Source organism: Methylopila sp. 73B (genome assembly GCF_000526315.1).
Classification (GTDB): domain Bacteria; phylum Pseudomonadota; class Alphaproteobacteria; order Rhizobiales; family Methylopilaceae; genus Methylopila.
On sequence record NZ_JAFV01000001.1, the window covers coordinates 2,148,123 to 2,172,447 of the forward strand.

A 24,325-nucleotide genomic window follows, 5' to 3' on the forward strand; every position below is an offset into this window, starting at 1 on the left:
CGCATACCGCATGCGTCTTGCAGATCCGCGGCAAGGGCGCAGCGGGCGAACCGGAGACCCGTCGATGAGCAGCATGCCCCTCTTCCGCGTCGCCCGCCGCTTCGCGGCGGCGCTCGCCTTCGTGACGCTCGCCGCAGGCGCGGCGGCTGCGCAGGAGCCGGTCAAACTTGGCTACGCCAAGTGCGCGCATTGCACCCCGCTGACGCTGGTGCCCGAGAACGCCAAGGGCGCCAAGGTCGAGGCCATCGGCTTCACCACCGGCAACGACGTGCTGACCGCTCTGGTCTCCAAGAGCATCGATGTGGCGCAGGTCACCTACCTGCACTACGCGACCGCGCTCGACCGCGGTTTCGACGTGGTGGCGATCTCCGGCCAGGTCAGCGGCGGCTCCACCCTGCTCGCCGCGAACGACCTGCCGGTCGACGCCGACGATTGGACCGCCCTCAAGGCGCTGATCGCCAAGCACAAGGAGGACGGCAAGCCGTTCCGCGTGGCCGCCTCGCGCGGCAATGCGCAGGACATCCACATGCGCGGCGCCTTCGCCAAGCAGGGCATCGACGTCAACAAGGACGTCACCTTCGTCAACATCCCCAACCCGTCGGACCACATCCAGGCGCTGCGGCGCGGCGAGGTGGAGATGATCTGCACCGTCGAGCCGTTCGGCACGCAGATCCTGCAGTCGAAGGGCGCCAAGCTGTTCACGCACCCCTACGACCAGCCCGCCGGCAGGCTGACCAACCTGATGGTCACGCGCTCCGACATGATCGCCTCCAATCCCGAGGGCGTGCAGGCCGTCGTCGGAGGGGTCGTCGCGGTCAACGAGAAGATCTCGGCCGACAAGGGCCTCTGGGCGGACGTGATCGTGAAGGTCACGGGCCTCGACCGAAAGATCGCCGAGGGCGCGATCGGCAATCTCTACCCCGACGCGCCGATGCACCGTCCCGAGGCGATCGCGATCGCCGGCATGATGCGCGACCTGAAGTACATCTCGAAGGACGTAACGGCCAAGGTCGAGGCCAACATGGACTACAGCTTCCTGGAAGCGGCGACCGGCAAGCCGAAGACCGAGCTCGGCTACTGATGGGGACCGCGGCGCCGGCCCGCTGGCAGCGCGTGCTGGAGCGCGCGGCCGTCCCTGTCCTGCTCGTCGCGGGGTGGGAGATCTTCTCCCGCTCCGGCGTGCTGCCGGAGTCCCTGCTGCCGGCGCCGTCGATGGTGGCGCTGGCCTGGGCCGACTGGCTGACGGGCTACAGCGGCGACACCCAGAGCCACAGCGGCAGGTGGCTCGCGGACACCGCTGCGAGCTCGGCCCGGGTGCTCGCGGGCTTTGCGATCGCCGCCGCGCTCGGCGTCGGCCTCGGCGTCGCGATCGGCTGGTCGCGGCGGATCGAGGCGGTGATCGAACCGACGCTGCAGACCCTGCGGCCGATCCCCCCCGTGTCGTGGATCCCGCTCGCGATCATCTGGTTCGGCATCGCCGACAAGCCGGCGATCTTCCTCGTGTTCCTCGGCGCGTTCTTTCCCATCCTGCTCAACACCATCCACGGCGTGAAGAGCTGCGACCGGGACCTGATCCGCGCGGGCGCCATGGTCGGCGGGGATCAGGGCAAGCTGCTGCGCTTCATCGTGGTGCCGGCCGCCATGCCCAGCATCTTCGCGGGCCTCCGCATCGCGGTGGGCTCCGCCTGGATGCTCACCGTCACGGCCGAGATGGTCGCGGTGAAAAGCGGCCTCGGCTACGTGCTTTGGGATTCCTACTACTTCCTCCGCTACGACATCGTGCTCGCGGCCATGGCCTCGATCGGCCTCCTCGGCTTCCTCAGCGATCTCGCGATCCGTGCGGTGATGAACCGGACGCTGCGGTGGCGGCGCGGCGCGACGCTGCGCGGCGGAGAGGGCTGACCCCATGGCGACCATCGATATTCGCGGCGTCTCGAAGCTGTTCCGGGACTCCAAGCGCAACGTGGACGTGGCGGCGCTCACCGACGTCGACCTCACGGTGCGGCGCAACAAGTTCATCTGCCTGCTGGGGCCGAGCGGCTGCGGAAAGTCCACGCTTCTCAACATGATCGCCGGCTTCGAGACGCCGACCTCCGGCGAGGTGCTGGTCGACGGCCAGGCCGTCGCAGGGCCCGGTTCCGACCGGGGGGTCGTGTTCCAGCAGGCGAACCTGATGCCCTGGCTGCCGGTGTGGGAGAACGTGGCGTTCCACCTGAAGCTCCGCGGCGGCCTGAAGGCCGTTCGGCGCGAGCAGGCCCAGCGCTACATCGACCTCGTCGGCCTCACGGGCTTCGAGAACCATTACCCCTCGGAACTGTCGGGCGGCATGAACCAGCGTGTCGGCATCGCCCGCGCTTTGCTCATGAACCCTGGCGTCATCCTGATGGACGAGCCGTTCGGCGCGCTCGACGAGCAGACCCGCATGGACATGCAGACCGAGCTCATCCGCATCTGGGAGCGGCATCAGGGCACGATCGTGTTCGTGACCCACGGCGTCGACGAGGCGCTCACCCTCGGCACCCACGTGGCGGTGATGAGCGCCCGTCCCGGCCGGATCTCCGAGATCATCCCGATCGACCTGCCGCGCCCGCGCGACGTCACGGGGCCGCGCTTCAACGAGATGAAGCGCCACATCCTCCATTTGCTCCGTCCTGGCCGCGTCGCGGCCGCCTGAGCGCACTCCCGTCTCCACAGGTTCAAGCATCATGACGCGACGCGTACTCCTCGGCATGCTCACTCCGTCCTCAAACACCGTGCTGGAGCCGGTCACCCAGGCCATGGTCGCAGGCCTGCCGGAGGTCTCGGCCCATTTCGGGCGCTTCAAGGTCACCGAGATCGCGCTCTCCGGCGCGGCGCTGGCCCAGTTCGAGGACGCCGAGATCCTGCGGGCGGCCGAACTGCTCGCCCACGCCAAGGTCGACGTCATCGCCTGGAACGGCACCTCCTCGGGCTGGCTCGGATTCAACGCCGACGAGCGGCTGTGCGAGCGCATCACCGCCGCGACCGGGATCAAGACCACGACCTCCATGCTGGCCCTGAACGAGATCCTGAAGACGACCGGCGTCACCCGCGCCGGCCTCGTCACCCCCTACCGCGACGACGTGCAGGCCAAGATCCTCGCGAACTACGCCAAGCTCGGCGTCGACTTCTCGAACGAACGCCACCTTGGCCTGCAGGACAACTTCTCCTTCTCCGAGGTCACCGCCGAGCAGCTCACGGAAATGGCGCGCGCGGTGGCCGCGGACGGCGTCCAGGCGCTCGCGGTGGTGTGCACCAACCTGCGCGCCGGGCCGCTGGTGGAGGCGCTGGAGCGCGAGCTGGAGCTGCCGGTCTACGACACGATCGCGACGGTCGTCTGGAAGAGCCTGATCCTCGCGGGCGTCGACCCCAAGCGCGTCGAGGGCTGGGGCTCGCTGTTCCGCGACGTGGCGTGACCGCCTCGACGGCGAGCGCGGACGGCCCGGTCTTCGTCGCCGGGGGCTCCGGCTTCGTCGGCCTCGCGCTCTGCGAGGCCCTGCTCGAGGCCGGCGTCGCGGTGACGAGCTACGATCTCGCGCCGCCCCCGCGGGAAGCGACCGACCTCTTCGCCCGGCTTCCCGGCGCGTTCGACGCCGTCTGGGGAGATGTCCGCGACGGCGGGGCGCTTCTCCAGGCGATGGCGCGCAGCGGCGCCCCGCGCGTCGCGTCGCTCGCGGCGCTGACGGCGGGACCGGAGCGCGAGCGCGCGACCCCGCGCGCGATCTTTGAGGTCAACGTCGGCGGCGCGCTCGCAGTGGCGGAGGCGGCCGCCGCGTGCGGCGCGGCGCGCGTCGTCCACCTCAGCTCGGGCTCCGTCTACGGCGCGAGCGGCCGCACGGCGGACGTCCTCGACGAGAACGCGACACCGCTCGCGCCCGAAGGCCTTTACGAAATCTCCAAACAGGCGGCGGAAGCGGCCGTGCTCCGGTTTGGGGCCCTCCGCGGGCTCGACATCCGCGTGGGCCGGCTTGGAACATGCTTCGGCCGCTGGGAGCGAGCGACCGGCGCCCGCGACACGCCGAGCGCGCCGTTCCAGATTCTGGCCCAGGCGCTCAGGGGCGAGGAGATCGTTCTGCCGCGCCCGCACCCGCGCGACTGGCTCTACGCCCGCGACGCCGCGGCCGCGATCCGCGCGCTGCTCGACGCGTCCAACCCGCCCCGGCGGGTCTACAACCTCGGCGCCGGCCACGTCTGGCCGCTGACGGCGCTCTGCGAACGCCTTGGCGCCGCTCGGCCCAATCTCCGCTGGCGACTTGCGAAAGCAGGCGAACCCGGGACCGTCGCGCTCTACGCGCCCTATGACCGCGCGTCGATGGCGATAGGACGCCTCCGCGCCGACACCGGCTTCACGCCCGGCTTCGACCTCGACGCGGCGCTTGCCGACTGGCTCGCCTTCTCCGACGCAAACCTCGCCCTCGTCTCCGCCCCCTGGGAAAGCGCCCCATGACCTCCACCTCCCCGCCCGCCGGCCGTCTCGCGGGCCGCGTCGCCGTCGTCACCGGCGGCGCCTCCGGCATCGGCCGCGCCATCGCCCGGCTGTACGCCGCGGAAGGCGCGCGGGTCGTGATCGCCGACGTCACCGAGACCGTGATCGAGGGCGGCGCGCCGACCACGGCGACGATCGCAGCGGAGGGTGGCAACGCGCTGTTCGTCGCGACCGACGTCGCCTCGCCGGAGGCCGTCGAGGCGCTCATGGCGGAGACCGTCGCCCGGTTCGGCCGCATCGACGTGCTGGTCAACAACGCCTGCGTCCGCCACCAACGGCCCTTGCTGGAGCTCGACCTCGCTGCGTGGAACCGGCTGCTCGCGGTGAACCTCACCGGCGCATTCCTCTGCTGCCAGTCTGCGGTCCGGCGGATGGTGGCGCAGGAGCCCCACGGCGAGGCGCGCGGTCGGATCGTCAACCTGTCGTCGCAGCACGGCATGATCGCCGCCCCGGGCGACCTCGGCTACGGCGTCACCAAAGCGGCTGTCGACTACATGACCAAACAGATCGCCACGGATTACGCCCCGCAGGGAATCGTCTGCAACGCGGTGGCGCCGGGCAAGATCGTGACCGGCCAGGGCGGCCATCTGCAGACCGACCATGTCCTCGACCGCGCCCGCCGGCGTACGCCCTGGCCTCGCCTCGGCCGTTCGGAGGACGTGGCGAAGGCGGCACTGTTCCTCGCGAGCGACGAGGCGAGCTTCGTCACCGGCGCCACGCTGATGGTCGACGGCGGTTGGATGGCGGCGTAGCGATCGTCGCGTGATTGCCGCCACCTGAGGCCGAAGGGCTCTCGCTGATCGTTACACGATAAGGAAGTCCGAGGCCGTCAGGCTCGCATGGTTGTCGAGCGTTGCGATCTTGATGGCCGAGGCCGCGCCGTCGCCATCCGCGTCATACCAAAGCCCTCCGGACGAACGGTCATAGAGTATGCGATCCGTCGAATCGGTCGCGACCGTTCCCAGCCGGAACGCCCCCGCCGCAAGGGCGCCTTGCGATAGCGCGGTGAACGCCGCGTTATCGAGTTCGATCACGTCCGCTCCCCGCTTGAAGTCAACGATGAGGTCGGTTCCACTCAGGGAGTCAAAGCGGAACACGTCGTTACCGGCTCCGCCGCGGATAACATCGTTCCCGGCGCCACCGACGAGCGTGTCGTCTCCGGCGCCGCCGTTCAGATCGTCGTTGCCGCTGAAGCCGTAGAGCTTGTCGCTTCCGGACCCGCCGAACAGCACGTCGCGGGAATAGTTGGTTCCGTTGACGGTCAGGCCGGTCGTCGACGCGTTGAAGACGAAGCTGCTGCTCGTGAGATCGTCGGCGGAGACGCCGGAGAGCAGGATGCTCTCGACGCTGCCGTTGTAGGCGATCTCGATCTTGGCGCCGTCGACGGTGTTGGTGATGTAGGGCTTCAGGGTGGCGAGATCGCCGACGTTCAGCGCGGAGAGGTTGATCCGGTCGCCGGCAGCGAAGTCCGCGACGGTGTCGCGGCCGAAGCCGCGCGCGTCGTAGATGAACTGGTCCTTGCCGGCCCCGCCGCGCAGAAGGTCGTCGCCCGCGCCGCCGGTCAGCTTGTCGTTGCCGGCCCCGCCTCTGAGGTCGTCGTTGCCGCTGAGACCGTAAAGGGCGTCGCTACCCGATCCGCCCTTGAGAGTGTCCGAGCCGTTTGTGCCGACGACCTTCACCATCCATCTTCCCCTGCATTAGGCATTCAAGGCGCGGAAAACCGCGCACGTCGCTGATGCTCCACCGATAACTATTTCGCAATGCGGCCGGCTACCGACCGTTGGTTGATGGACGTTTATGGATATCAACTGTGGAAGGATTGATTCGAGGGGGCTTTCCCGGCCAATCGTCTGCGTCCGTCGCAGACTGGCCCAGATGGATCGCCGCTCGGCCGCTGGCGCTTTGTCGCTCCGCTGCATCGAGGCCGAGATGACGCCCTATGCGATCTCGACGACCATCGAGACCGCGCCGAACGGCCCCGCTGTGTCCGAGCGGAGGCTTTCGCCGCGCTGCCAGAGCCGCTGAAGGCGTTTCACCGGTCCGACGGCTATCCCGTCTGGCAAGGCCGGGCCGGCATTGAGGGGGGACAAAGCCTGGTCGCCCGCCTTTTCCGCCGAGTGATCAGCTTGCCTCCACCCGGCGCGGACGTTCCGCTGACAGTCAGCGTCGAACGGCAGGTGTCCGAGAAGGGAAGCGCGGAGATCTGGACACGGAACTTCGGTGGAACGCGATTCTCCTCCCCCCTCTGCCGAATCCCCGAGGGGCAGTTCGTGGAGCGTTCTGGTGACGTGACGCTCCGCTTCGACCTTTCCGTACGCCAAGGCCGGCTCGAGTTACACGTCGTCGCAGGGCGCTTCCATGGGCTCCCTTTGCCTCAATGGCTGCTTCCCCGCTGTGAAGCGGTCGAAATGATGGACGAGGACGGCCGCTTCCGTTTCGACGTGAAGCTTGTTCTCCCCGCTGGCGGCCGCTGGTGCGTTATGCTGGCTGGCTCACGCCAAAAGACGCCAATCCTAGTGCCCGCGACTGCTGATGCCGTGATCGCCCACAAGAAGGGCGAGTGTCTGCTCACCTCGTTTTCCCGCGCAGAGCTCGTTCAACGCCGTCGCAAACAGGAGTGCCGAGGTCGCCGCCGCGTGCTCGAACAGGGTCATGCTGGATCGGAATTTCATGTCATCGGGTGCGCACTGCGACATCGTCGAGACCGGCAACGAAAGCTGGCGCTTCAAGAACCGCGCCTGAGATCCGCCCCTGGCCCAGCCCTCTGGACGTCGATCCCGCCGACGCTGCGCAACCCCGACCAGCTCCGCGCCGGCGGGATCGACACCGCTCAACCAGCTTCAGGGGGTCAAACATTGGACGCCGATTGGAGTGGGCCCCTCGGGGTGGACGGATCGAGCATTTGGAATTGACCGTTGGCCGGGCTTTCAGAGGATGAGAGCCCATGACGCGCCATCGATCCCACAGCATCGCGTTCAAGCGCCAAGTCGCGCAGGAGTTCATCTCCGGGGAGACCCTGCACGGCCTTGCAAAGCGGCATGACCTGTCGCGCAACCTCATCCGTCTATGGGTGCAGAAGTTCGAGGCCGGCGCGTTCGATGAAGACGCCGAGGCTGCGGACCGGATGCAGGAGTATGAGGCGCGGATCGCCGCGTTGGAGCGGCTTGTCGGCCGGCAAGCGCTCGAACTCGAGTTTTTAAAGGGGGCTCTTCGAAGCGCACCACGGCCGAGAAGCGCGCCTACATCCGCGATCATCGGCCCTACGGCCTCTCCGTTGCCGAGGGATGCCGGCTGATGGGGATCGCGCGATCGGCCTACTACGACGAACCTGCCCGGGCGTTCGACAACACCGCCTTGGTGGAAGCCATGACTGCGATCTCCGCTGCGTTTGAAGCCTATGGCTGGCGGCGCGTCCAGGCGGCGCTGCGTCAGCAGGGCTTGATCGTGAACCACAAAAAGGTTCGGCGGCTGATGCGTGAGCACGGGCTGCAGCCGAAGCGCCGGCGCCGCACTGTCGTGACCACCGACAGCCGCCATGACGGGCCGATCTTCCCAAACCGCGCCAGGGACGTCGCTCTGACCAGGCCGAACCAGCTCTGGGTCGCGGACATCACCTACGTTCCGGTCGTCGGCAGGTTCATCTACGTGGCGGTCGTCCTTGACGCCTGGTCGCGAACCGTCGTCGGCTACGCCATCAGCCGCTCGATCGACGCCCGGCTGACCCTCGCCGCGCTGGAAACGGCGATCGAGCGCCGGCGGCCACCGGCCGGCTGCATTCATCATTCGGATCGCGGGTCGCAATATGCCAGCCAAGCTTACCGCAACGTCCTGGCCGCTCATGGCCTGATCGGCTCGATGGGCCGGCGCGGTAACCCTTACGACAACGCCGAGGCGGAGAGCTTCATGAAGACGCTCAAGGTCGAGGCGGTCTACCCGATGGCCTACGAGACCTTCGCCGACGTCGCCGAGAGCCTCCCGACCTTCATCGACGACGTCTACAACGCAAAGAGGCTTCACTCGGCGCTCGGCTACCTCAGCCCGCGCCAGTTCGAGGATCACCACGCCCAGCAGACGGTCCAAACCGAAGCCTGATCGCTGTCCGCCTCAAGGGGCCCACTCCAATAAGGGGTCAAAGTTCAGCGCCGATTGACAGCCTGGGGCGCGGCGAGCCCGACGACGCCGAAGTTTCTCGCGGTCCGGTCCGGCCGCGCAATGGACGGGCGCACACAAAGGACACGCGTTCTTCGCCTACGCCACCGACTACCTGATCGACATCGACCACGCCGTCATCGTCGACGTCGAGGCTTCTCGAGCGATTCGGCAAGCGGAGGTCGGGGCGGCCCGCACCATGATCCAGCGGACCCAGAGCTCTTCGGGTTCTGGCCCGAGCGGCTCGCAGCCGACAGCGCCTATGGAGCGGCCGAGACGCTCGCCTGGCTGGTCCATGAACGCGGAATCGAGCCGCACATCCCGGTGTTCGACAAGAGCGCTCGGACCGACGGAAGCGCGCCCAAACATCCGATCGCGAAGCGTGTCCGACGCCTACCCTTCATATCATTGTATTAATTCTAAAATACTGAACTTGCTATATTTTTTTCTTCTGTCCAGAACAATGGCCGTCGTCGTGTGTCCGTTATGAGGCTTACGGTGCCGTCGCCGCCGGGTGCTCCATGCCGAACTCGTCCTTGAACGCGATTTATCTGAGCCGAAGGGGTCTTTTGATCGGCTCGATCTTTCGCGTCGTCCGCGATGCGCAGACAGCAGAGGACATCGCGCAGGAAAGCTACCTGCGCGTCGCGCAGGCCATCCGCGAGAATCCCGTCGAGCACGTTCAGGCGTTTCTGTTTCAGACGGCGCGGAACCTCGCGCTTGATCACGCCCGTCGGCAAGCCGCCCGAAGGCTCGTCGAGGCGGATCCGGACAGCGCCGAGTCTCGGCTCGTCATGTCGCCCGCGCCGCCGGCCGACCAGACGCTGATTGACCGCGAAAGGCTGGCGGCGCTGGAAACCGTGCTCGGGCGCCTGCCGGAGCGGGCGCGCCGCGTCTTCACGCTGAGCCGTCTGGACGGCTGGTCCTATCCGCGCATCGGCGAAGCTTTGGGGGTGTCGCCAAATACCGTCTACAACGACATGAAGCTCGCGATGAGCGCGTGCATTGACGCCATCGAGAGGTTCGATCGCCGCTAGCGAGCGAGGATCGACGATTGTGATGTTCTTCGTCGCGGATCGTCTGGACTATAAGGCCTCGCACGACAGCGGACGGCGACATTGTTTCGAGAGACTGCAGGCGACCATAATCAGTCTCCAGATGACGTGCGCGACGAAGCGCTCGCCTGGTTTCTGAAGATCCAGGCTCAGGGAGAAGAGGCGGAGGTCGTCCGCGCGTTCAACGCATGGTGCGGGGCTGATCCGGCGCACGCCGCGGCCTTCGCCGCCATCGCCGAGCTCTGGAGCTCGCCCGAGATCGGCGGCGCGGCGCTGCGCTTTCGCAAACCGCCTCCTGCGCGCGCGCCCGTAAACCGCCGTCTCGTCGTCGCCGCTGCGGCGTCCTTCGCCGCGGTCGCTGTACTGAGCGCACTCCGGGCGCCGGAATTGCTGGTCCAGATCGAGGCGGACCACGTTTCCGGAACCGGCGAGCGCAGCCGCGTGGCACTGTCCGACGGATCCCTCATGACGCTCGATGCAGCTTCCGCCGTGGCGGTCGATTTCTCGGGCGACAGGCGTTCGGTGCGCCTGCTGAAAGGCGCCGCCTTCTTCGATGTCCGGGCCGACCCGGCGCGGCCTTTCCGCGTCGAGAGCGCTTTCGGCCTGGTGGAGGTGATCGGCACCGCCTTTGAAGTTCGTCGCGAGGGAAGCGCCGATCAGATCACTCTCGTTCGAGGCCGGGTGGACGTCGAACGACTGGCCGCGCCATCCGAGCGGCGTGCGCTCCAGCCCGGACAGACGGTCGAGGTGACGCGAAGCGCCTTGTCCTCGCCCAGAACCGTGGACTCCGCGCGCACGGTCGCCTGGATGGAGGGCTGGCTCAGCTTCCGGGACAGGACGTTCGGCGAGATCGTCGACCGGCTGCGCGCCTATCGCGAAGGCCGCATCGTGCTGCTCGGGAGCGGCGTGGCGCACGTCCGCGTGAGCGGCGATTACCGCCTGGATCAAGCGGACGTGGCGCTCCGTTCGCTCGCCGCCGCGGCGGGGGCGACGCTGATTGATCTGCCGGGCGGGATCGCGCTGCTCCGCTGAGCGTCAAACGCGTCAGAAAAATTTGTGAGGCTGCGACGCCTCGTTCGTCTCAGCCGCATGGGGAGGGTGATCGCAACGGCGCGACCTGCCTTTCGCGAGCGGGGATGTTCATGCGGAACGGACTTAAGAAGCGTCGGGGCGTCGCGGGCGGACTGGCGCTTGCGCTGCTGTGCTCGGCGGCGCACGGGCAGGCAGCACAACCCAAAGCAGCGGCTTCCGAAAGTCGCTCGATCACTTTCTTCATTCCTGCGCAACCGCTTCAGTCCGCTCTCGATACCTTCGTGCGCGCGACCGGCTGGCAGATTGGATACCCCGCCAACCTTCCCAATGGAATGGTTTCCAAGCCGGTCGCAGGCGTCATGAAGCCGGGCGAAGCTCTGCGTCGCCTCCTGGAAGGCGCAGGCGTCGATTTAAGGCGCACTGACCCTCAGGCCGTCACGCTCGTGCGTCTCGACCGGACCTCCGAGGCCGACGACGGCGTGACGATCGCGTTGGAGCCGATCGATGTCTTAGGCGCGGGCGAGAACGCCCGGGGTCCGGTGAACGGGATCGTCGCCAAGCGCACGGCGAGCGCGACCAAAACCGACACGCCGATCCTTGAAGCGCCGCAGTCGATCTCCGTCGTCGGCCGCACGCAGATGGAGCGGCAGGGCGCGACCAGCGTCACCGAGGTGCTGCGCTACGTGCCGGGCGTCCTGGTCGAGACGTACGGTCCCGATCCGAAGGGCTATGACTGGGTCTATATGCGCGGCTTCAACGCGCAGTCCTCGAGCGATTTCCGCGATGGGCTGCGGCAGTCGTCCGTGAGCTACAGTTTCTTCCGCACCGAGCCTTACGCGCTGGAGCGCGTCGAGGTGCTGCGCGGTCCCTCCTCGGCGCTGTATGGCCAGAGCGACGCTGGCGGCCTCATCAACAAGGTCAGCAAGCGTCCGACCGAAGACGCCCATTACCAGATCGAGGGTCAGGTCGGGTCCTACGAGCGCTTCCAGGGCGCATTTGACATTGGCGGCCCGATCGGCGCCGACCGCGAACTCCTCTACCGGGTCATCGGCGTCGCCCGGAAGTCCAACACTCAGTTCGACTACCCGACCGGCGACGAGCGCAAGGACGATCGGCTCTATCTCGCGCCGTCCTTCACCTGGAAGCCGAACGATCAGACCAAGCTCACCGTCTATGGCGAGGTGCTGCGCGACCGCTCAGGCGGCAGCGCATTGTACTCCCGCGCGCCCGGCTCGCGCTGGGTGTCCGTGGGCGATCCGACCTTCGACGGCTTCAAACAGGACCAGCAGCAGATCGGCTACGAGTTCGAGCACGCCTTCAACGACGTCTGGACCTTGCGCCAAAACAGCCGCTTTGGTCACACCGAGACCCTGCTCGACGTGACGCAGGGCTACTGGGCTTCGGACTTCGGCGTCATCGCCAGACGCAATCGCACCTTCGACGAAGACATGGCCGCCTTCGCGTCGGACACGCAGGCGGAAGCAAAGTTCTCGACCGGACCGGTCGACCACACGGTCCTCTTCGGCGTCGACAACAACTACGTCGACGCCGACGTCCGCGGGTGGCAGACGGCCTGGGGCTCGACCATCCTGATCCCGTCGAACCCGATCTACGGCGTGGACATGCCGGATCCGCGCAAGGTCGGAACCAGCTTCCAGAACTACCGGCAGAAGCTGACGCAGATCGGATTTTACGGGCAGGACCAGATCAAGTGGGACAATTGGATCCTGACGCTCGGCGGTCGCTACGACCATCTCGAGGTCGACACGCATGACCGGCTGGCGGCCGATGACTACAAGCGCAAGGACGGCAAGTTCTCGGGCCGGGTTGGCCTGACTTACGTGACGCCGTTCGGCCTTGCGCCCTATGTGTCCTATTCAGAAGCCTTCGTTCCGCAGCTGGGCCTCACGCAGGGCGGCGGGACGCTTAAGCCTTCGGCCAGCTGGCAGTACGAGGCGGGCGTCAAGTTCGAGCCGCAGGGCTGGAACGCTCTCTTCACCGCCGCTGTCTTCGACCTCACCAAGACCAACGCCACCGTCTATCAGAACGGTTTCCCGGTTCCGATGGGCGAGACAAACTCACAGGGGTTTGAGCTCGAGGCCAAGGTCAGCCTGAACCAGGGCCTCGATTTCATCGGCTCCTACACCTATGCGGACGTCGATGTGAAGAAGGGCGCCTATCCCGGCAAGCGGCCCATGCTGGTCCCGGCCCACACGGCGTCCGGCTGGCTGAACTACACGTTCCAAGACGGCGCCTTGCAGGGCGTCAGCGTCGGCGGCGGCGCTCGCTTCGTCGGCAAGACCTATGGCGACGCCGCGAACACCGTGAAGGTCGGCAGTTGGACTGTCTTCGACGCCGGGCTGAGCTACAAGTGGCGCAACGCCACCTTCGCGTTCAACGCGGTGAACCTGTTCGACAAAAAGTATTTTACCACCTGCGAGGAAGAGACGTCCTGCTACCAGGGCCAGCGCCGCACGGTGATCGGCCGGGTGCGCGTCGATTTCTGAGGCGACTACACGGCGCGACGCGCTCTCGATGATTGCCGGGGGCGCGCTGCTCGCGGCGACGGCCGCGCGGGCGGAGCCGGCCCCGTCGCGCGTCGCCGCGATCGCTTGGCTCGGCGCCGAGCACGCGCTGGCGCTCCGCGTGACGCCGGTCGGCGTCTCGGACGTCGGTTACTTTAGGATCCGCGTGGCCACGCCGCCTTTGCCGGACACGATCGCCGATCTCGGACCGTTCTGGGAGCCGAGCCTCGAGCGGCTGATCGCGCTGAAGCCGGATCTGATCCTGATGGATTCTTGGTCCGCGCTGGACCGCCGGACGTTCGAGCGCGTCGCCCCTGTCCTGCCGATCCCGGCATATCCGCCGGAAGCGTCGGGTTGGGCCTTTGCGGCGGGCCTCCTGGGAGATCTCGGCCTCCGCCTCGGCCGGGAGGAGGCTGCCAGTCTCTTCTTGAGCGAAGCCGAAAAGCGAATGGAGGCGCTGCGCGCGCGGGCCGCCGCCGTCGGCGCGCCGCCGGTTTACGTGGCGCTGCTGTCGCAGACCGGACGCAACGCGACCCTGTACGGCGGCTCCGGGCTGGTCGGCGGCGCACTGGAGCGGCTCGGCCTTCCCAATGCGTGGCGTGGCCGGTTCTCCCACTTAGGGACCGCCGTCGTCGGCCTCGACGCGCTCGCAGGCGAGAACGAGGCGGTCGTTCTGGCCGTCGATCTGGAAAACGCGAGCGGCTCTTTCGCGAGGGCCACGGCAGCAAACGCCCTGTGGAGCAGCCTGCCTGCGGTCCGGAAGGGCCGCATCGCGCGGCTCGGCGGGTTTTATCCCTATGGAGGCCTCGCGTCTCTGCTTCGCTTCGCGGATCAGGCCGTCGGGGCCGTGGAAGCCGCCCATGGCTAGCATGCGGGGACGACGGCTTCCGATCGCTCTTCTCGTTCTGTCGGCCATTCTGGGGCTGGTGATTTTCTTCGCGCGGTCGGACGCCGCCCTGCCGGCGGCGCTCTGGCTCGACGCCCTGCGCGAGCCGTCTCCCGACGACGTCAGGCAGGCGGTCTTCGCTCTCGCCGTCGCGCCGCGCGCAGCCGTCGCACTGATCGCGGGGGCCGCGCTCGGTCTTGGCGGCGCGCTTTGCCAGCAAGCGCTTCGCAATCCGCTTGCGGAGCCTTCCGTGCTCGGCGTCAGCGCCGGCGCTCAGCTAGGCCTTGTTTTCGCGACGCTCTACGCGCCGGGCCTTCTTGTCTTCGGAGCTGAGGTTCCCGCGTTGGCAGGGGCGGCGCTCGCCGTCGGATTTGCGCTGCTCGTCGCGGCGCGGCGGCGCGCGGCGCCCGTCGCGGTGACGCTCGGCGGCCTGATCTTCGGTCTTTACTGCACAAGTCTCACGGCGCTCGTCATAATCTTTCATCGCGACCACCTCAGCGACCTGTTGCTGTGGCAGTCGGGCGCGCTCGATCAGACGGGCTGGAGCGTGGCCGCTCGTCTCGCGGCGCGGCTCGCATGCGCCGCGGCTCTCGCATCGCTCCTCGCTCGATCGCTGAGCCTGCTCGATCTGTCGGACGAGACCGCGCGAGGCGCGGGCCTGCCCGTCGCGGCTGTCCGGATCATGGCCTTCACGCTGGCCGCCGCCCTCGCGGCGAGCGTGACGGCGGCGGTCGGCGTCATCGGCTTCGTCGGGCTCGCCGCGCCTCATGTCGCGGCCCTCATGGGCGCGCGACGGCTTACGCCGCGACTGATTTCCAGCGCCGCCGTCGGCGCCGTCCTGCTGTTCACAACCGACCAAATCTTGCAGGCGACGCCGGGCCTCGGCTCCGTTCCGACCGGGGCGGCGACCACATTTCTTGGCGCGCCTCTGCTGCTTTGGCTGATGCGACGACTGAAGTCGTCGGGCGGGGGAGCCGCGATGGCGGACGACGTCACTCGACGCCGATGGTCGACGGGCCAACTCGCGTCGGCGTTGCCGACGCTCGCATTCGTTGCGCTCTGCGCCCTTTTCATCGTCCGTTCGGAGTCCGGTTGGCAGTTGGCGGCTCTCGCAGGCGACCTCGCGTTTGATCTGCGGTGGCCGCGCGTCACGGGGGCGTGCGCCGCCGGCGCGCTCGCGGGGTTGTCGGGCTTCGTGCTGCAGACGCTGTTCCGGAATCCGATGGCCAGTCCCGAAATACTGGGCGTCGCGCAAGGCGCCAGCGTCGGCCTCATGACGATCGCGGTGGTGGCTCCCGCCGCGGCCGGACTCGCTCCACCGCTCGCCGCCGCCGGCGGCGCCGCCGTCGCGCTCGGGCTGCTCGCTCTGGTAAGCCGGGGCGGCGCAGCCTCGCCGAACCACATCCTGCTCGCCGGCGCGGCGCTCGGCGCGTTCCTCTCGGGGGTCGCCACGCTGCTGCTCTTGCTGTCCGGCCCAAGAGCGATCGCGCTGCTCAACTGGATGTCGGGCTCGACCTCTCTCGTCACGTCGACGAGCGCCCTGATCGCGCTTGGCGCGGCCGTCATCGCGCTTTCGCTCTGCGTCCTCGGGCGGCGCGACCTCGCGCTGCTCAGCCTGGGCGACACCACGGCCTCCGCCGGAGGCCTGCCTCCTCAACGGGCGCGAGCCTTGCTGTTCGGGCTCGCGGCCTTCGCGGCGGGCGTCTCGACCATGATCGTCGGGCCGCTGAGCTTCATAGGGCTGATAGCGCCGCGGCTTGCCCGGCTCGCCGGCTTTCGCGCCGACGGGACGGGGGCGTTCGCCACGGCGGTCGTGGGCGCCGCCCTGCTCACGGCGGCGGATTGGATCGGCCGAAACGTCGCCTATCCATGGCCGCTTCCCGCCGGCCTGGTCTCAGCCTTCATTGGCGCGCCGGCGGCGCTCGCCATGATGGTCGGCCATAGGTCGCCTCGACGTTTCCGATAATCGAGCGGGTGCAGGGACAGTAGGAGCGGGCGACGCTCGTCAGGGCCCCGTCGCAGCCCGGCGTCTCTAGGGCCTGGCAATCTGCGCGAAGCTGCGCCGAGGCGCGCGTTGCAACGCCTTCGCCGCTCACCGTCGCCGAGGCTGGCGTCAGCCTCGACCAATGGGGCGTTCGTCGGGCTTCGACGCCCGGTTGGCTCCCACAAAGGCTCGAATTGGCGCCTCTAGCCTGGGCGTTTCGAACAGCTGAGCGCTTCAGTTCAGCTGGCTCGCGAGAGAGCGGCGGCTTCGCTCGGCTGACGAGCCGCAGCTTGCTCACGCACCGCGGGCGCGAAGTGTCACAGACATGAGGCGATCAGGATGGCGGACGCAAAGAGCACCAAGAACACGACCTCGGCGACCCACCTCGGCGCAGGCGGAGAACTCCATCAGACCGCATCGAGCCCGGACCCCCGGATCACCACCAATCACGGCGCGCCGATCAGCGACAACCAGAATTCGCTGAAGGCGGGCGGCCGCGGCCCAACGCTGCTCGAGGACTTCGTCCTTCGCGAGAAGATCCAGCATTTCGACCATGAGCGGATCCCCGAGCGCATCGTCCATGCGCGGGGCTCGGCGGCCCACGGCTTCTTCGAGCTGACGGAGTCGCTCGCCCACGCCACGACCGCGAAGATCCTCACCGAAGTCGGCAAGAAGACCGAGGTCTTCACGCGGTTCTCGACCGTCGCCGGCGGCGCCGGCTCGGTCGACACGCCGCGCGACGTGCGCGGCTTCGCGGTGAAGTTCTACACCAGCGAAGGCAACTGGGACCTCGTCGGCAACAACATCCCAGTGTTCTTCATCCAGGACGCGATCAAGTTCCCAGACCTGATCCACTCGGTGAAGATGGAGGCCGACAGCGGCTATCCTCAGGCGGCTTCGGCCCACGACACCTTCTGGGACTTCATCAGCCTGATGCCGGAATCGACCCACATGATCATGTGGGCGATGTCGGATCGCGGCATCCCGCGTTCGCTTCGCATGATCGAGGGGTTCGGCGTCAACACCTTCCGCTTGTTGAACGAGGACGGCGTCGCGACGCTCGTGAAGTTCCACTGGCGGCCCAAGCTCGGCACGCAGTCCACCTGCTGGGACGAGGCGGTCAAGATCGCCGGCGCCGACCCGGACTATCACCGGCGCGACCTTTACGAGGCGATCGCCGACGGCGCATTCCCCGAATGGGAGTTCGGCGTCCAGCTCTTCACCCAGGAGGAAGCCGACGCGCTGCCGTTCGACATCCTCGACGCGACCAAGATCGTCCCCGAGGAGGTCGCGCCGATCCGCGTGATCGGCCGCATGGTGCTGAACCGCAACCCCGACAACTTCTTCGCCGAGACGGAGCAAGTCGCGTTCCTGCCGACCAACATCCCGCCCGGAATCGACGTCTCCGAAGACCCGCTGCTGCAGGGCCGGCTGTTCTCCTACCAGGACACCCAGCTCTCGCGGCTTGGGACGGTCAACTTCCACCAGATTCCGATCAATCAGGCCAAGGGCTGCCCGTTCCAGAATTTCCAGCGCGACGGACAGATGCAGACGAACGTTCCGAAGGGCCGGGCGAACTACAAGCCCAACAGCCTCTCTGAGGCCGGCGAGGACGGCGGCCCGCGCGCCGACCCCAAGGGCGGCTTCCGGACGGCGGCCGTTCCGGTCGAAGGAACCAAGGCGCGAATCCGGTCCGAGACCTTCGCCGACCACTTCAGCCAAGCGCGGCTGTTCTTCCGGTCGCAGACGAAGCCCGAGCAGGCGCATCTGGCGAGCGCGATCGTGTTCGAGCTCTCGAAGGTGTCGCTCGAACATGTGCGGCTGCGGGTGCTCGCCAACCTCATGAACGTGGATGAAGAGCTCGCGACGCGCGTCGCCGCCGGACTCGCCATGGACCTGCCGGAGAAGGCGAAAGCCGCCGTCGAACCGATCGAGCTCGATCCGTCGCCGGCGCTCCGCATCGTCGGCAAGTATCCGGACACGCTCCTGGGCCGGGCCGTGGGGCTGCTGGTCACCGACGAGGCCGACGGCGCGATCGTCGAGGCGCTCAAGACGGCGGCCGAGGCGGAAGGCGCGACGGTCAAGATCGTCGCGCTGAAGATCGGCGGCGTGACGCTCAAGGGCGGCAAGAAACTGAAAGCCGACGCCCAGTTGCAGGGCTCCCCTTCGGTCATCTTCGGGGCGGTCGCGATCGTGGCGTCCGAAGCGGGCTGCGCCGAGCTTCTGGAGGAAGGCGCGGCGGTCGATTTCGTGAAGGATGCGTTCGGTCACCTTAAGGCGATAGGCCACACCAAGGACGCGCAGCGGCTTTTCGACAAGGCCCGCGTCGAGCCCGACGCAGGCGTGGTCGAACTCGAAAGCGGCGCGAAGGCGTTCCTCAAGCCCGCGCGCACCCGTCAGTGGGACCGCGAACCACAGGTCCGAATCCTCGCTTGAGCGCCGCCCCCCAATTGGAGTGGGCCCTTCGGGGTGGAAGGGTTGTGCTCCAGGAATTGACCGTGGGCCTGACCATCAGAGGATGAGGCCCCATGACACGTCATCGATCCCACAGCATCGCGTTCAAGCGCCAGATCGCGCAGGAGTTCATCTCTGGCGAGACGCTGCATGGACTTGCGAAGCGGCATGACCTGTCGCGCAAGCTGATCCGCTTATGGGTGCAGAAGTTTGAAGCCGGCGCGTTCGATGAGGACGCGGTGGTCTTGCCCCTGACTCTGGTCCGCTCAGGATGCGACCTTTCGGGCGTATTGAGCTTGGTGAGCGAAGGCGTTGGGCGTCAAGTGGCCCAAGGCCGAGTGGGGTCGTTCGGTGTTGTAGTCGATCCTCCAGGCTTCGATCCGGTCACGGGCGTCGGGTAGCGACAGGAACCAGCTTGCGTTGAGGCATTCGGCCCGGATGCGGGCGTTAAACGCTTCGATGAAGGCGTTGTCGGTCGGCGTTCCAGGCCTTGAGAAGTCGAGCTCGACGCCGTTGAGGTAGGCCCACTGGTCGAGCAACCGGCCAGCGAACTCCGGTCCGTTGTCGACCCTGATCGTCTTCGGCTCGGCCCGCGTTCGACTGCGAGCCGGTCGAGAACCTCCACGACGTGGAAGGCTCTGAAGTTCGCTCTTGGAACCGTTGCGAGCCCCTCGCGCGAACAGCAGTCCAAGATGGTCAGCAGCCGGAACGGCCGGCCGTCGAAGAGCGCGTCGGACATGAAGTCCATCGCCCAGACGTCGTTCGGCTCCGTGATATCCGGGCGTCCGATCCGGTAGCGCCAGCCCGCTTGCGTCGGGGCAGCTTTGTGCGGATCGACAGCCCTTCTTCGCTGTAGAGCCTGTAGACACGCTTGTGGTTCACCGCCCAGCCCTCCCGGCGTAGCAGGACGTGAAGGCGGCGATAGCCGTAGCGGACTCGAACCGCGGCCAGGTCCTTCAACCGGATCCGCAGGGCTGTCTGAGGATCACGCTTCGACCGGTCGCGTTGCGACGACCGTTCGAAGCCGGTGGCGACGCAGGCCCGCCGCTCGCTGATGTCGTAGGCCGCTCGAAGATGAGCAACGAGATCGCGACGCATGACGGGCCTCAGAACTTTTTTCTCAGCACGTCCTGAAGCATCGACTTGTCGAGCGAGAGATCGGCGACCAGGCGCTTCAGCTTGGCGTTCTCCTCCTCGAGCTGCTTCAGCCTCCGGATCTCGACGACGCCCATGCCGGCGAACTGCTTCTTCCACCGGTAGAACGTCGCCTCCGAGACGCCGAGCTTGCGGCAGATCTCTTCGACCAACGTGCCGTTCTCAGCCTGCCTCAGGGCGAAGGCGATCTGCTCGTCCGAATACCGTTTGCGTTTCATGGCATCCCCCTCCTGCAGGGATCAGGATGCCCGAAAAAATCGCGCTCAAACCGGACCAGTTCTGAGGGTCAGGACCATGATCTGAGCCATCGTTGATGGCGGGTGCAAGAGGCCGAAGCGCGGAGCTGCAACTGGCTCTTAACCCTACGTACTAAAAACCTGCAGCCGTCTGCGGTCCCGGGTGTCTACGGAGCGATAGGGAAACACGCCAGAGCCCTAAATCTTGTCCCGCACGTGAGGGCAAAAGCTGCGGCGGGTGCGGCGACCTGCTCGGGGCCCGGATTCACAAAGCGGTTGAACGGCCCGCATGCTAGGGCCCAGGCACGGCGCGGGGCCGCGCCTGACGGATAGGTAAAACTCAACCTTGCTTCGACGCTGCGGCGCCGGCGGCTTCCTCGAGTAGCCTAGAGCTCGGCACTCCCAACGCGGCGGCGATGCCTTCGAGCACCGTCACGGTCGGATTGCGGACGCCGCGTTCGACGCCGCTGACGTAGGTGCGGTGAAGCTTGGCCTGAAAGGCGAGCTCCTCCTGCGAGAGCCCCTTCTCCAGCCGAAGACGCTTCAGATTGAGGCCCACGCGGCGTCGCACATCCATGACGTGGGCGTGCGACGTTGTCGACTATCAATCTACAGACTATGAGTCTCATTTTGCTCGACACTCGCCGACATTCGAGCAATGTCGGCCGGGGCTCGCGAAAGCGCCGAGCCGCAAACTTGGGGAGGCTCCATGGACCATCGTCAGCATCGCGCCACCGGCGGGATCGGCATGAGTGGGGTGGCCGTCGGGCCTCCCGGGCAGCCGCATTCAACACAGAGCGCCTCTGCGCCGATGAATCGACTGGCTGAGCTTGGCGGGACGTCGCCCGCATGAGCGGCCCGGTGTCGGACGCGGTAGCGGAGTTAATCGCCATGCGGGCGGCTGGCGAGATCACACCGGATGAGTTCAACGCCGCCCGAGGACGGCTTCGCGGCGAGACAGCGGGAGCGGCCGCCTCAGAGCGGGAGGCGCCGTTCCATTCCGACCCGCAGCCAGCCGCGCTGGCCGCGCCCGAGCCCGTTGAGCATGGGGTGAGACCGAGCGCAGCCCCCAAAGTAGGCTTTACTGCCAAAAAGCCATTCCGGCTTGGACGAAAGGCGCTTCTCGTCGTCGGCGGATTGCTGTTCGGCATCCTGGCGCTCGGATCGATCGCCGGTCAGAAGCACTACAAGCGCGCGGATTATGGCGCGGCGTGGCCGTATCCCGCCTACGACAGCGCAACGGTCCGCTGCACGGTGAAGACGTTCGGGTCGACCGACCGGCCTGTTGCGACGGTAGAGCTCGGCGGCGTCACTTATGGCCTGAACGGACCGGCGCTGGGCGTCGGCGGATATCCAGATCCGCGCCCGTTCGAGCCCTCGGACAAGACGGCCATCTTGGCCACTCGCCAAGCGATGATCAACGACGCCCTGACCAATCTGTGCCGCTGGCGACAGTGACCGTGAACCCAGGTGCGCCGGCGCCACCGCGTTCAGCCCGGCGGTTCACCTATTTGAAGCAGAAACAAGAGACCTGATCATGAAAACAATCTGCGTCGCAGTCGCCGTCCTGATCTTCACCGCGGCTTCCGCGTCCGCGGAGTGGCGAAAGCTTACCCATCCGCAATTGGCGTGCGATTCGGTCGCCAACTTTGAAATCGCCGCGACTTTATCTCAACAGGAAGGTGCGACCCAGGCTCAGATTGAAGGACTTTCGGGCTGCAGGTATCTGCCGGTTGGCACCGAAGTCTTAGCTGTACAACGGGTCGGGACGATGCTCTCGCTATCTCTCGTGAAGATCGGCGAGAAGACCTACAGGGTCATCACACCGGATTATGATCAATGACCAAAAACTCAAGAATGCAATAACATCGTCTGCGAGATCGTGGTCGTGAAAAACATCAATCGATTCACCGACTTCTTCGTCGATTTGATTTGGCGACATGGCGCCACGCATGCCCGCGAAGCCGCCCGAGACGATCCGTTTCAAGAATCGGATCAGCGGCGAACGACCACGCGGATAGACGTCGTTCACGCGGAGGCCGTTTCGGCAGTTCGCTGCTGCACGACCTCGGCGAACGATTGCCCCGTCTGCTCGAGAACGGCTCTGCGGCCGGTCAGCGTCTGATACCGCTCCAAGATCACGGCCACATAAAGGGGGTCGATTTCCACACCTCGACAAATGCGCCCGGTCTGCTCGGCGGCGATCAGGGTACTGCCCGAGCCGAGGAAGGGATCAATCACAATCTCCCCTCGATCGGTGAGATCAAGAAGCGCCTCCTCGAGCATCACCACGGGCTTGACGGTCGGATGGTGTTGAAGCCCGCGCTGCGCCTCGGAGCCGACCGTCGACGCCCCTGGGTACGTCCAGAGGTTTGATCTCCAACGACCTTTACGGCCAAGATCAATATTGTTTTTGTGCGGCGCATCACCCTTCTTGAACAGTGGTAGAAGCTCATGCTGAGAGCGATAGAGGCTACCCATGCCCGCGTTCGTCTTCGCCCAAACAATTAAATTTAGCTGAGACAGGCCGATCTGCGCAGCCGCGGCCGACACAGAACTGAGACCGCGCCAGTCGATATACGTGCCAAGAACACCGCCATCGAGGAGATATTCCGTAACGGCCGCAATCCACTGTTCGTTGAACTCACCAAACTGAACGTCGCTCATCTCGCCGCTCGCCATCGCGAACTCGCGGTGGTCGCCGCCCGTGACATGGCCAGAGATTTTTACGTTGTAAGGCTGGTCTGTGAAGACGAACCGCGCTCGAGCTCCGGCCATGAGCGCGCTCAGCACGGCCTTGTCGCGCGCATCTCCGCAGATCACACGATGGTCGCCGAGGAGATAGACGTCTCCCACTCTTACGACCGGCTTGGCGTCCGCCGTCGGAGCAAGCGGCCCCACCTCGGTTGCGTCCGGCGTAGGGTCGGCGAGGATGGCGTCGATCTCAAAGCTCTCGAATCCTGAGACTTCGATCGGCGACTCGTCGATGATCAACTCCTCAAGCTCGAGTCGCAGTTCCTCAAGATCCCACCGGCCTTTCTCTTGGAGCCGGTTCACGGCCACGCGCAGCAGCTTGCGCTCCGCCGCGCTCAGATGATCCGCGACGACGCAGGGGATCGTCGGCAGACCAAGCGCCTTCGCCGCCTCGACACGGACGGCCCCGTCCATGATGACGCCGGCCTTGTCGATGATGACCGGCGCGGTGAACCCTAACACCGTGATCGAGTTCGCGACGTCGCGAACATGGCCCGGTTCGATCATACGGACATTGCGCTTCGGCGCCCGAAGCGCGCTCGGATCGCGGTCGACCAGGGCGAGCTGGGGGAGCAGGTCGTTGCGGGGGCGCGCCTCGGCCGCGGACGCCCTCGACACCGCCTTCACGTCCGCACGACGCGCGACGTCCTTCGCGAGGAGCGCCTCGCGGACCGTGCCCGGCGCGGCGTCCGAGCCTTGAGTCTTACGTGCCACAGGATCTCTCCCTAGCGAACGGGTGTATCTGCACAAGAGCTCTCAGGAAGCGCGTCCCGCACTCAGGTCGCGGCCAGAGCGTCCGCCGAAAAGCCGTTGCGCTTGAGGATGGCTCTCTTCAGGCTGTCCCAAACGTCGGGGATCATCGCCCTGATCGCTTCTCTAGCCAGTTCGAGGAGCTCCTCGTGCTTAGCGGTCGTCCACAAAGCGCGCCGCCGCCGACGGCGCTTTCTTGGCGGGGACAACAACCCTTTGTCGTCGAGCATCACGATCAGGTCGCGAAGCAGGCGCCTTGCAGCCGGCTCTCCCTTGATCGCCTGCTGGCACAGCTGCAGGCAGGCGACATAAGCGGTCGTCTTGGGAACCGGGACACCGTCCACGGTCAGAGGGATGAACCTGAGCAGGCTATGCCGGAAGGCGCTCCACGCGTCGTCCTGCCGTTTCGGCCGGCCCGACGGATTACCGCTCTTGCCCTTCGGTATCTGGGAATGCACTGGCGGACGGCGGTAACCGACCGCCGGGTCCTTCGGTCGAAGGCTCTTTTGAAAATCGTGGATGGCCGGTCGGTACGAATCGTAGACTGAATCAGTGAACAGGTCCGGCAGGACGTCATTGGCGCCGTGAACACGGCCATGTTCTTCTTCGATTTCCGCAACGACCCTAGAGCGCACAAGCTCCGAGACGCTAACGACCAGCATAACGCATGTCCTCGTATTCCGGTCATGCTCCTGCTCGCGCTTCTCGATCGCTGAAAGCTCAGTTTTGCAATCCGGCTCAACCAGCTGCCCGCGGTCGTCGAGACGCTTCATGAACCAGTGCTGCTCTTTGATCGCGCTTGGGTTGCCCTTCGCAGCCTCCAAATTAATCTGAGAAAGAT

The 24,325-nt window shown here is 66.6% G+C and carries 23 protein-coding genes and 2 pseudogenes; 19 read left to right on the forward strand and 6 right to left on the reverse strand.

Annotated features, from left to right (window positions below):
- Positions 1-73: 73 nt before the first annotated feature.
- From K244_RS0110425 to K244_RS0110450, 6 genes are read left to right on the forward strand one after another with little or no spacing between them, the layout of a single operon-like run.
- Complete coding sequence (locus K244_RS0110425) at positions 74-1,081, forward strand: ABC transporter substrate-binding protein (RefSeq protein ID WP_036306610.1); 1,008 nt, start codon at positions 74-76, stop codon at positions 1,079-1,081.
- Positions 1,081-1,902 carry an ABC transporter permease gene (locus K244_RS0110430; protein WP_020186208.1) on the forward strand — a complete coding sequence of 274 codons (822 nt, stop codon included), beginning with the start codon at positions 1,081-1,083 and terminating at the stop codon, positions 1,900-1,902. The genes K244_RS0110425 and K244_RS0110430 overlap by 1 nt, the downstream gene beginning before the upstream one ends.
- Before the next feature lie 4 nt (positions 1,903-1,906).
- A complete protein-coding gene (locus K244_RS0110435; RefSeq protein WP_020186209.1) occupies positions 1,907-2,674 on the forward strand; it encodes an ABC transporter ATP-binding protein in 768 nt (255 codons plus the stop codon).
- Positions 2,675-2,705: 31 nt separating this feature from the next.
- Entirely contained in the window at positions 2,706-3,434 is a 729-nt protein-coding gene (locus tag K244_RS0110440; protein ID WP_024816430.1) for an aspartate/glutamate racemase family protein, read from the forward strand.
- Positions 3,431-4,465 (forward strand): NAD(P)-dependent oxidoreductase, encoded by a 1,035-nt coding sequence (locus tag K244_RS0110445; RefSeq protein WP_020186211.1) that lies wholly within the window; start codon positions 3,431-3,433, stop codon positions 4,463-4,465. Before K244_RS0110440 ends, K244_RS0110445 begins: the two co-directional genes overlap by 4 nt.
- Positions 4,462-5,256, forward strand: a complete 795-nt coding sequence (locus tag K244_RS0110450; RefSeq protein WP_020186212.1) for a glucose 1-dehydrogenase — start codon at positions 4,462-4,464, stop codon at positions 5,254-5,256. Before K244_RS0110445 ends, K244_RS0110450 begins: the two co-directional genes overlap by 4 nt.
- 51 nt (positions 5,257-5,307) lie before the next feature.
- Here K244_RS0110450 and K244_RS0110455 read toward each other — a convergent pair whose 3' ends face one another.
- The gene (locus K244_RS0110455; protein ID WP_024816431.1) at positions 5,308-6,186 is read right to left on the reverse strand and encodes a hypothetical protein; all 879 of its coding nucleotides are present in this window, start codon (positions 6,184-6,186) and stop codon (positions 5,308-5,310) included.
- Between the two features lie 193 nt (positions 6,187-6,379).
- Between K244_RS0110455 and K244_RS24135 the strand changes: the two genes are divergently transcribed.
- Positions 6,380-6,529, forward strand: a complete 150-nt coding sequence (locus K244_RS24135; protein WP_020186214.1) for a hypothetical protein — start codon at positions 6,380-6,382, stop codon at positions 6,527-6,529.
- A gap of 488 nt (positions 6,530-7,017) precedes the next feature.
- On the opposite strand, the gene K244_RS23575 is transcribed toward K244_RS24135, so the two are convergent.
- Positions 7,018-7,233, reverse strand: coding sequence for a DUF1810 family protein (locus tag K244_RS23575; protein ID WP_155931680.1), 216 nt, complete (start codon positions 7,231-7,233; stop codon positions 7,018-7,020).
- A gap of 215 nt (positions 7,234-7,448) precedes the next feature.
- Here K244_RS23575 and K244_RS0110475 point away from each other — a divergent pair, with 215 nt between their 5' ends.
- The 10 genes and pseudogenes from K244_RS0110475 to K244_RS24140 all read left to right on the forward strand — a co-directional run bounded on the left by K244_RS0110475 (position 7,449) and on the right by K244_RS24140 (position 18,990).
- Complete coding sequence (locus K244_RS0110475) at positions 7,449-7,799, forward strand: transposase (RefSeq protein ID WP_020186217.1); 351 nt, start codon at positions 7,449-7,451, stop codon at positions 7,797-7,799.
- On the forward strand, positions 7,748-8,596 hold the full coding sequence (locus tag K244_RS0110480) for an IS3 family transposase (protein WP_155931682.1): 849 nt from the start codon (positions 7,748-7,750) through the stop codon (positions 8,594-8,596). Before K244_RS0110475 ends, K244_RS0110480 begins: the two co-directional genes overlap by 52 nt.
- 60 nt (positions 8,597-8,656) lie before the next feature.
- Positions 8,657-9,010: pseudogene (locus tag K244_RS23105) on the forward strand (IS5/IS1182 family transposase); the annotation flags it as partial.
- A 179-nt stretch (positions 9,011-9,189) separates the two neighbouring features.
- Complete coding sequence (locus K244_RS0110490) at positions 9,190-9,690, forward strand: sigma-70 family RNA polymerase sigma factor (protein WP_245259756.1); 501 nt, start codon at positions 9,190-9,192, stop codon at positions 9,688-9,690.
- Between the two features lie 126 nt (positions 9,691-9,816).
- Entirely contained in the window at positions 9,817-10,740 is a 924-nt protein-coding gene (locus K244_RS0110495) for a FecR domain-containing protein (protein ID WP_020186221.1), read from the forward strand.
- A 443-nt stretch (positions 10,741-11,183) separates the two neighbouring features.
- Positions 11,184-13,247 (forward strand): TonB-dependent siderophore receptor, encoded by a 2,064-nt coding sequence (locus K244_RS0110500; RefSeq protein ID WP_197027158.1) that lies wholly within the window; start codon positions 11,184-11,186, stop codon positions 13,245-13,247.
- A gap of 28 nt (positions 13,248-13,275) precedes the next feature.
- Complete coding sequence (locus K244_RS0110505; protein ID WP_020186223.1) at positions 13,276-14,133, forward strand: ABC transporter substrate-binding protein; 858 nt, start codon at positions 13,276-13,278, stop codon at positions 14,131-14,133.
- The gene (gene fhuB / locus K244_RS0110510) at positions 14,126-16,117 is read left to right on the forward strand and encodes a Fe(3+)-hydroxamate ABC transporter permease FhuB (RefSeq protein ID WP_024816434.1); all 1,992 of its coding nucleotides are present in this window, start codon (positions 14,126-14,128) and stop codon (positions 16,115-16,117) included. The genes K244_RS0110505 and fhuB overlap by 8 nt, the downstream gene beginning before the upstream one ends.
- Before the next feature lie 357 nt (positions 16,118-16,474).
- A complete protein-coding gene (locus K244_RS0110515; RefSeq protein ID WP_020186225.1) occupies positions 16,475-18,571 on the forward strand; it encodes a catalase in 2,097 nt (698 codons plus the stop codon).
- A 92-nt stretch (positions 18,572-18,663) separates the two neighbouring features.
- Positions 18,664-18,990: a helix-turn-helix domain-containing protein gene (locus K244_RS24140; protein ID WP_020186226.1), complete on the forward strand. Its 327-nt coding sequence runs from the start codon at positions 18,664-18,666 to the stop codon at positions 18,988-18,990.
- Here the strand turns inward: K244_RS24140 and K244_RS23110 are convergent.
- Positions 18,892-19,962, reverse strand: a pseudogene (locus tag K244_RS23110) (IS3 family transposase); the annotation flags it as partial. The gene K244_RS24140 and the pseudogene K244_RS23110 overlap by 99 nt on opposite strands.
- A 358-nt stretch (positions 19,963-20,320) precedes the next feature.
- On the reverse strand, positions 20,321-20,539 hold the full coding sequence (locus tag K244_RS0110535; RefSeq protein ID WP_245259757.1) for a helix-turn-helix transcriptional regulator: 219 nt from the start codon (positions 20,537-20,539) through the stop codon (positions 20,321-20,323).
- Positions 20,540-20,829: 290 nt separating this feature from the next.
- Between K244_RS0110535 and K244_RS23580 the strand changes: the two genes are divergently transcribed.
- Positions 20,830-21,438 (forward strand): SHOCT domain-containing protein, encoded by a 609-nt coding sequence (locus K244_RS23580; protein WP_155931684.1) that lies wholly within the window; start codon positions 20,830-20,832, stop codon positions 21,436-21,438.
- Between the two features lie 79 nt (positions 21,439-21,517).
- The gene (locus K244_RS0110545; RefSeq protein WP_020186231.1) at positions 21,518-21,823 is read left to right on the forward strand and encodes a hypothetical protein; all 306 of its coding nucleotides are present in this window, start codon (positions 21,518-21,520) and stop codon (positions 21,821-21,823) included.
- Positions 21,824-22,008: 185 nt separating this feature from the next.
- Here K244_RS0110545 and K244_RS0110550 read toward each other — a convergent pair whose 3' ends face one another.
- Positions 22,009-23,448 (reverse strand): DNA modification methylase, encoded by a 1,440-nt coding sequence (locus K244_RS0110550; protein ID WP_020186232.1) that lies wholly within the window; start codon positions 23,446-23,448, stop codon positions 22,009-22,011.
- Between the two features lie 62 nt (positions 23,449-23,510).
- Positions 23,511-24,257, reverse strand: coding sequence for a DUF5681 domain-containing protein (locus K244_RS22665; protein WP_020186233.1), 747 nt, complete (start codon positions 24,255-24,257; stop codon positions 23,511-23,513).
- Between the last annotated feature and the right edge of the window lie 68 nt (positions 24,258-24,325).

Coding starts and splice junctions, on each gene's coding strand:
- K244_RS0110425 (WP_036306610.1), top strand. CDS start 74: ATGCCCCTCTTCCGCGTCGCCCGCCGCTTCGCGGCGGCGCTCGCCTTC.
- K244_RS0110430 (WP_020186208.1), top strand. CDS start 1,081: ATGGGGACCGCGGCGCCGGCCCGCTGGCAGCGCGTGCTGGAGCGCGCG.
- K244_RS0110435 (WP_020186209.1), top strand. CDS start 1,907: ATGGCGACCATCGATATTCGCGGCGTCTCGAAGCTGTTCCGGGACTCC.
- K244_RS0110440 (WP_024816430.1), top strand. CDS start 2,706: ATGACGCGACGCGTACTCCTCGGCATGCTCACTCCGTCCTCAAACACC.
- K244_RS0110450 (WP_020186212.1), top strand. CDS start 4,462: ATGACCTCCACCTCCCCGCCCGCCGGCCGTCTCGCGGGCCGCGTCGCC.
- K244_RS0110455 (WP_024816431.1), bottom strand. CDS start 6,186: ATGGTGAAGGTCGTCGGCACAAACGGCTCGGACACTCTCAAGGGCGGA.
- K244_RS24135 (WP_020186214.1), top strand. CDS start 6,380: ATGGATCGCCGCTCGGCCGCTGGCGCTTTGTCGCTCCGCTGCATCGAG.
- K244_RS0110475 (WP_020186217.1), top strand. CDS start 7,449: ATGACGCGCCATCGATCCCACAGCATCGCGTTCAAGCGCCAAGTCGCG.
- K244_RS0110505 (WP_020186223.1), top strand. CDS start 13,276: ATGATTGCCGGGGGCGCGCTGCTCGCGGCGACGGCCGCGCGGGCGGAG.
- fhuB (WP_024816434.1), top strand. CDS start 14,126: ATGGCTAGCATGCGGGGACGACGGCTTCCGATCGCTCTTCTCGTTCTG.
- K244_RS0110515 (WP_020186225.1), top strand. CDS start 16,475: ATGGCGGACGCAAAGAGCACCAAGAACACGACCTCGGCGACCCACCTC.
- K244_RS24140 (WP_020186226.1), top strand. CDS start 18,664: ATGACACGTCATCGATCCCACAGCATCGCGTTCAAGCGCCAGATCGCG.
- K244_RS23580 (WP_155931684.1), top strand. CDS start 20,830: ATGAGCGGCCCGGTGTCGGACGCGGTAGCGGAGTTAATCGCCATGCGG.
- K244_RS0110545 (WP_020186231.1), top strand. CDS start 21,518: ATGAAAACAATCTGCGTCGCAGTCGCCGTCCTGATCTTCACCGCGGCT.
- K244_RS22665 (WP_020186233.1), bottom strand. CDS start 24,257: ATGAAGCGTCTCGACGACCGCGGGCAGCTGGTTGAGCCGGATTGCAAA.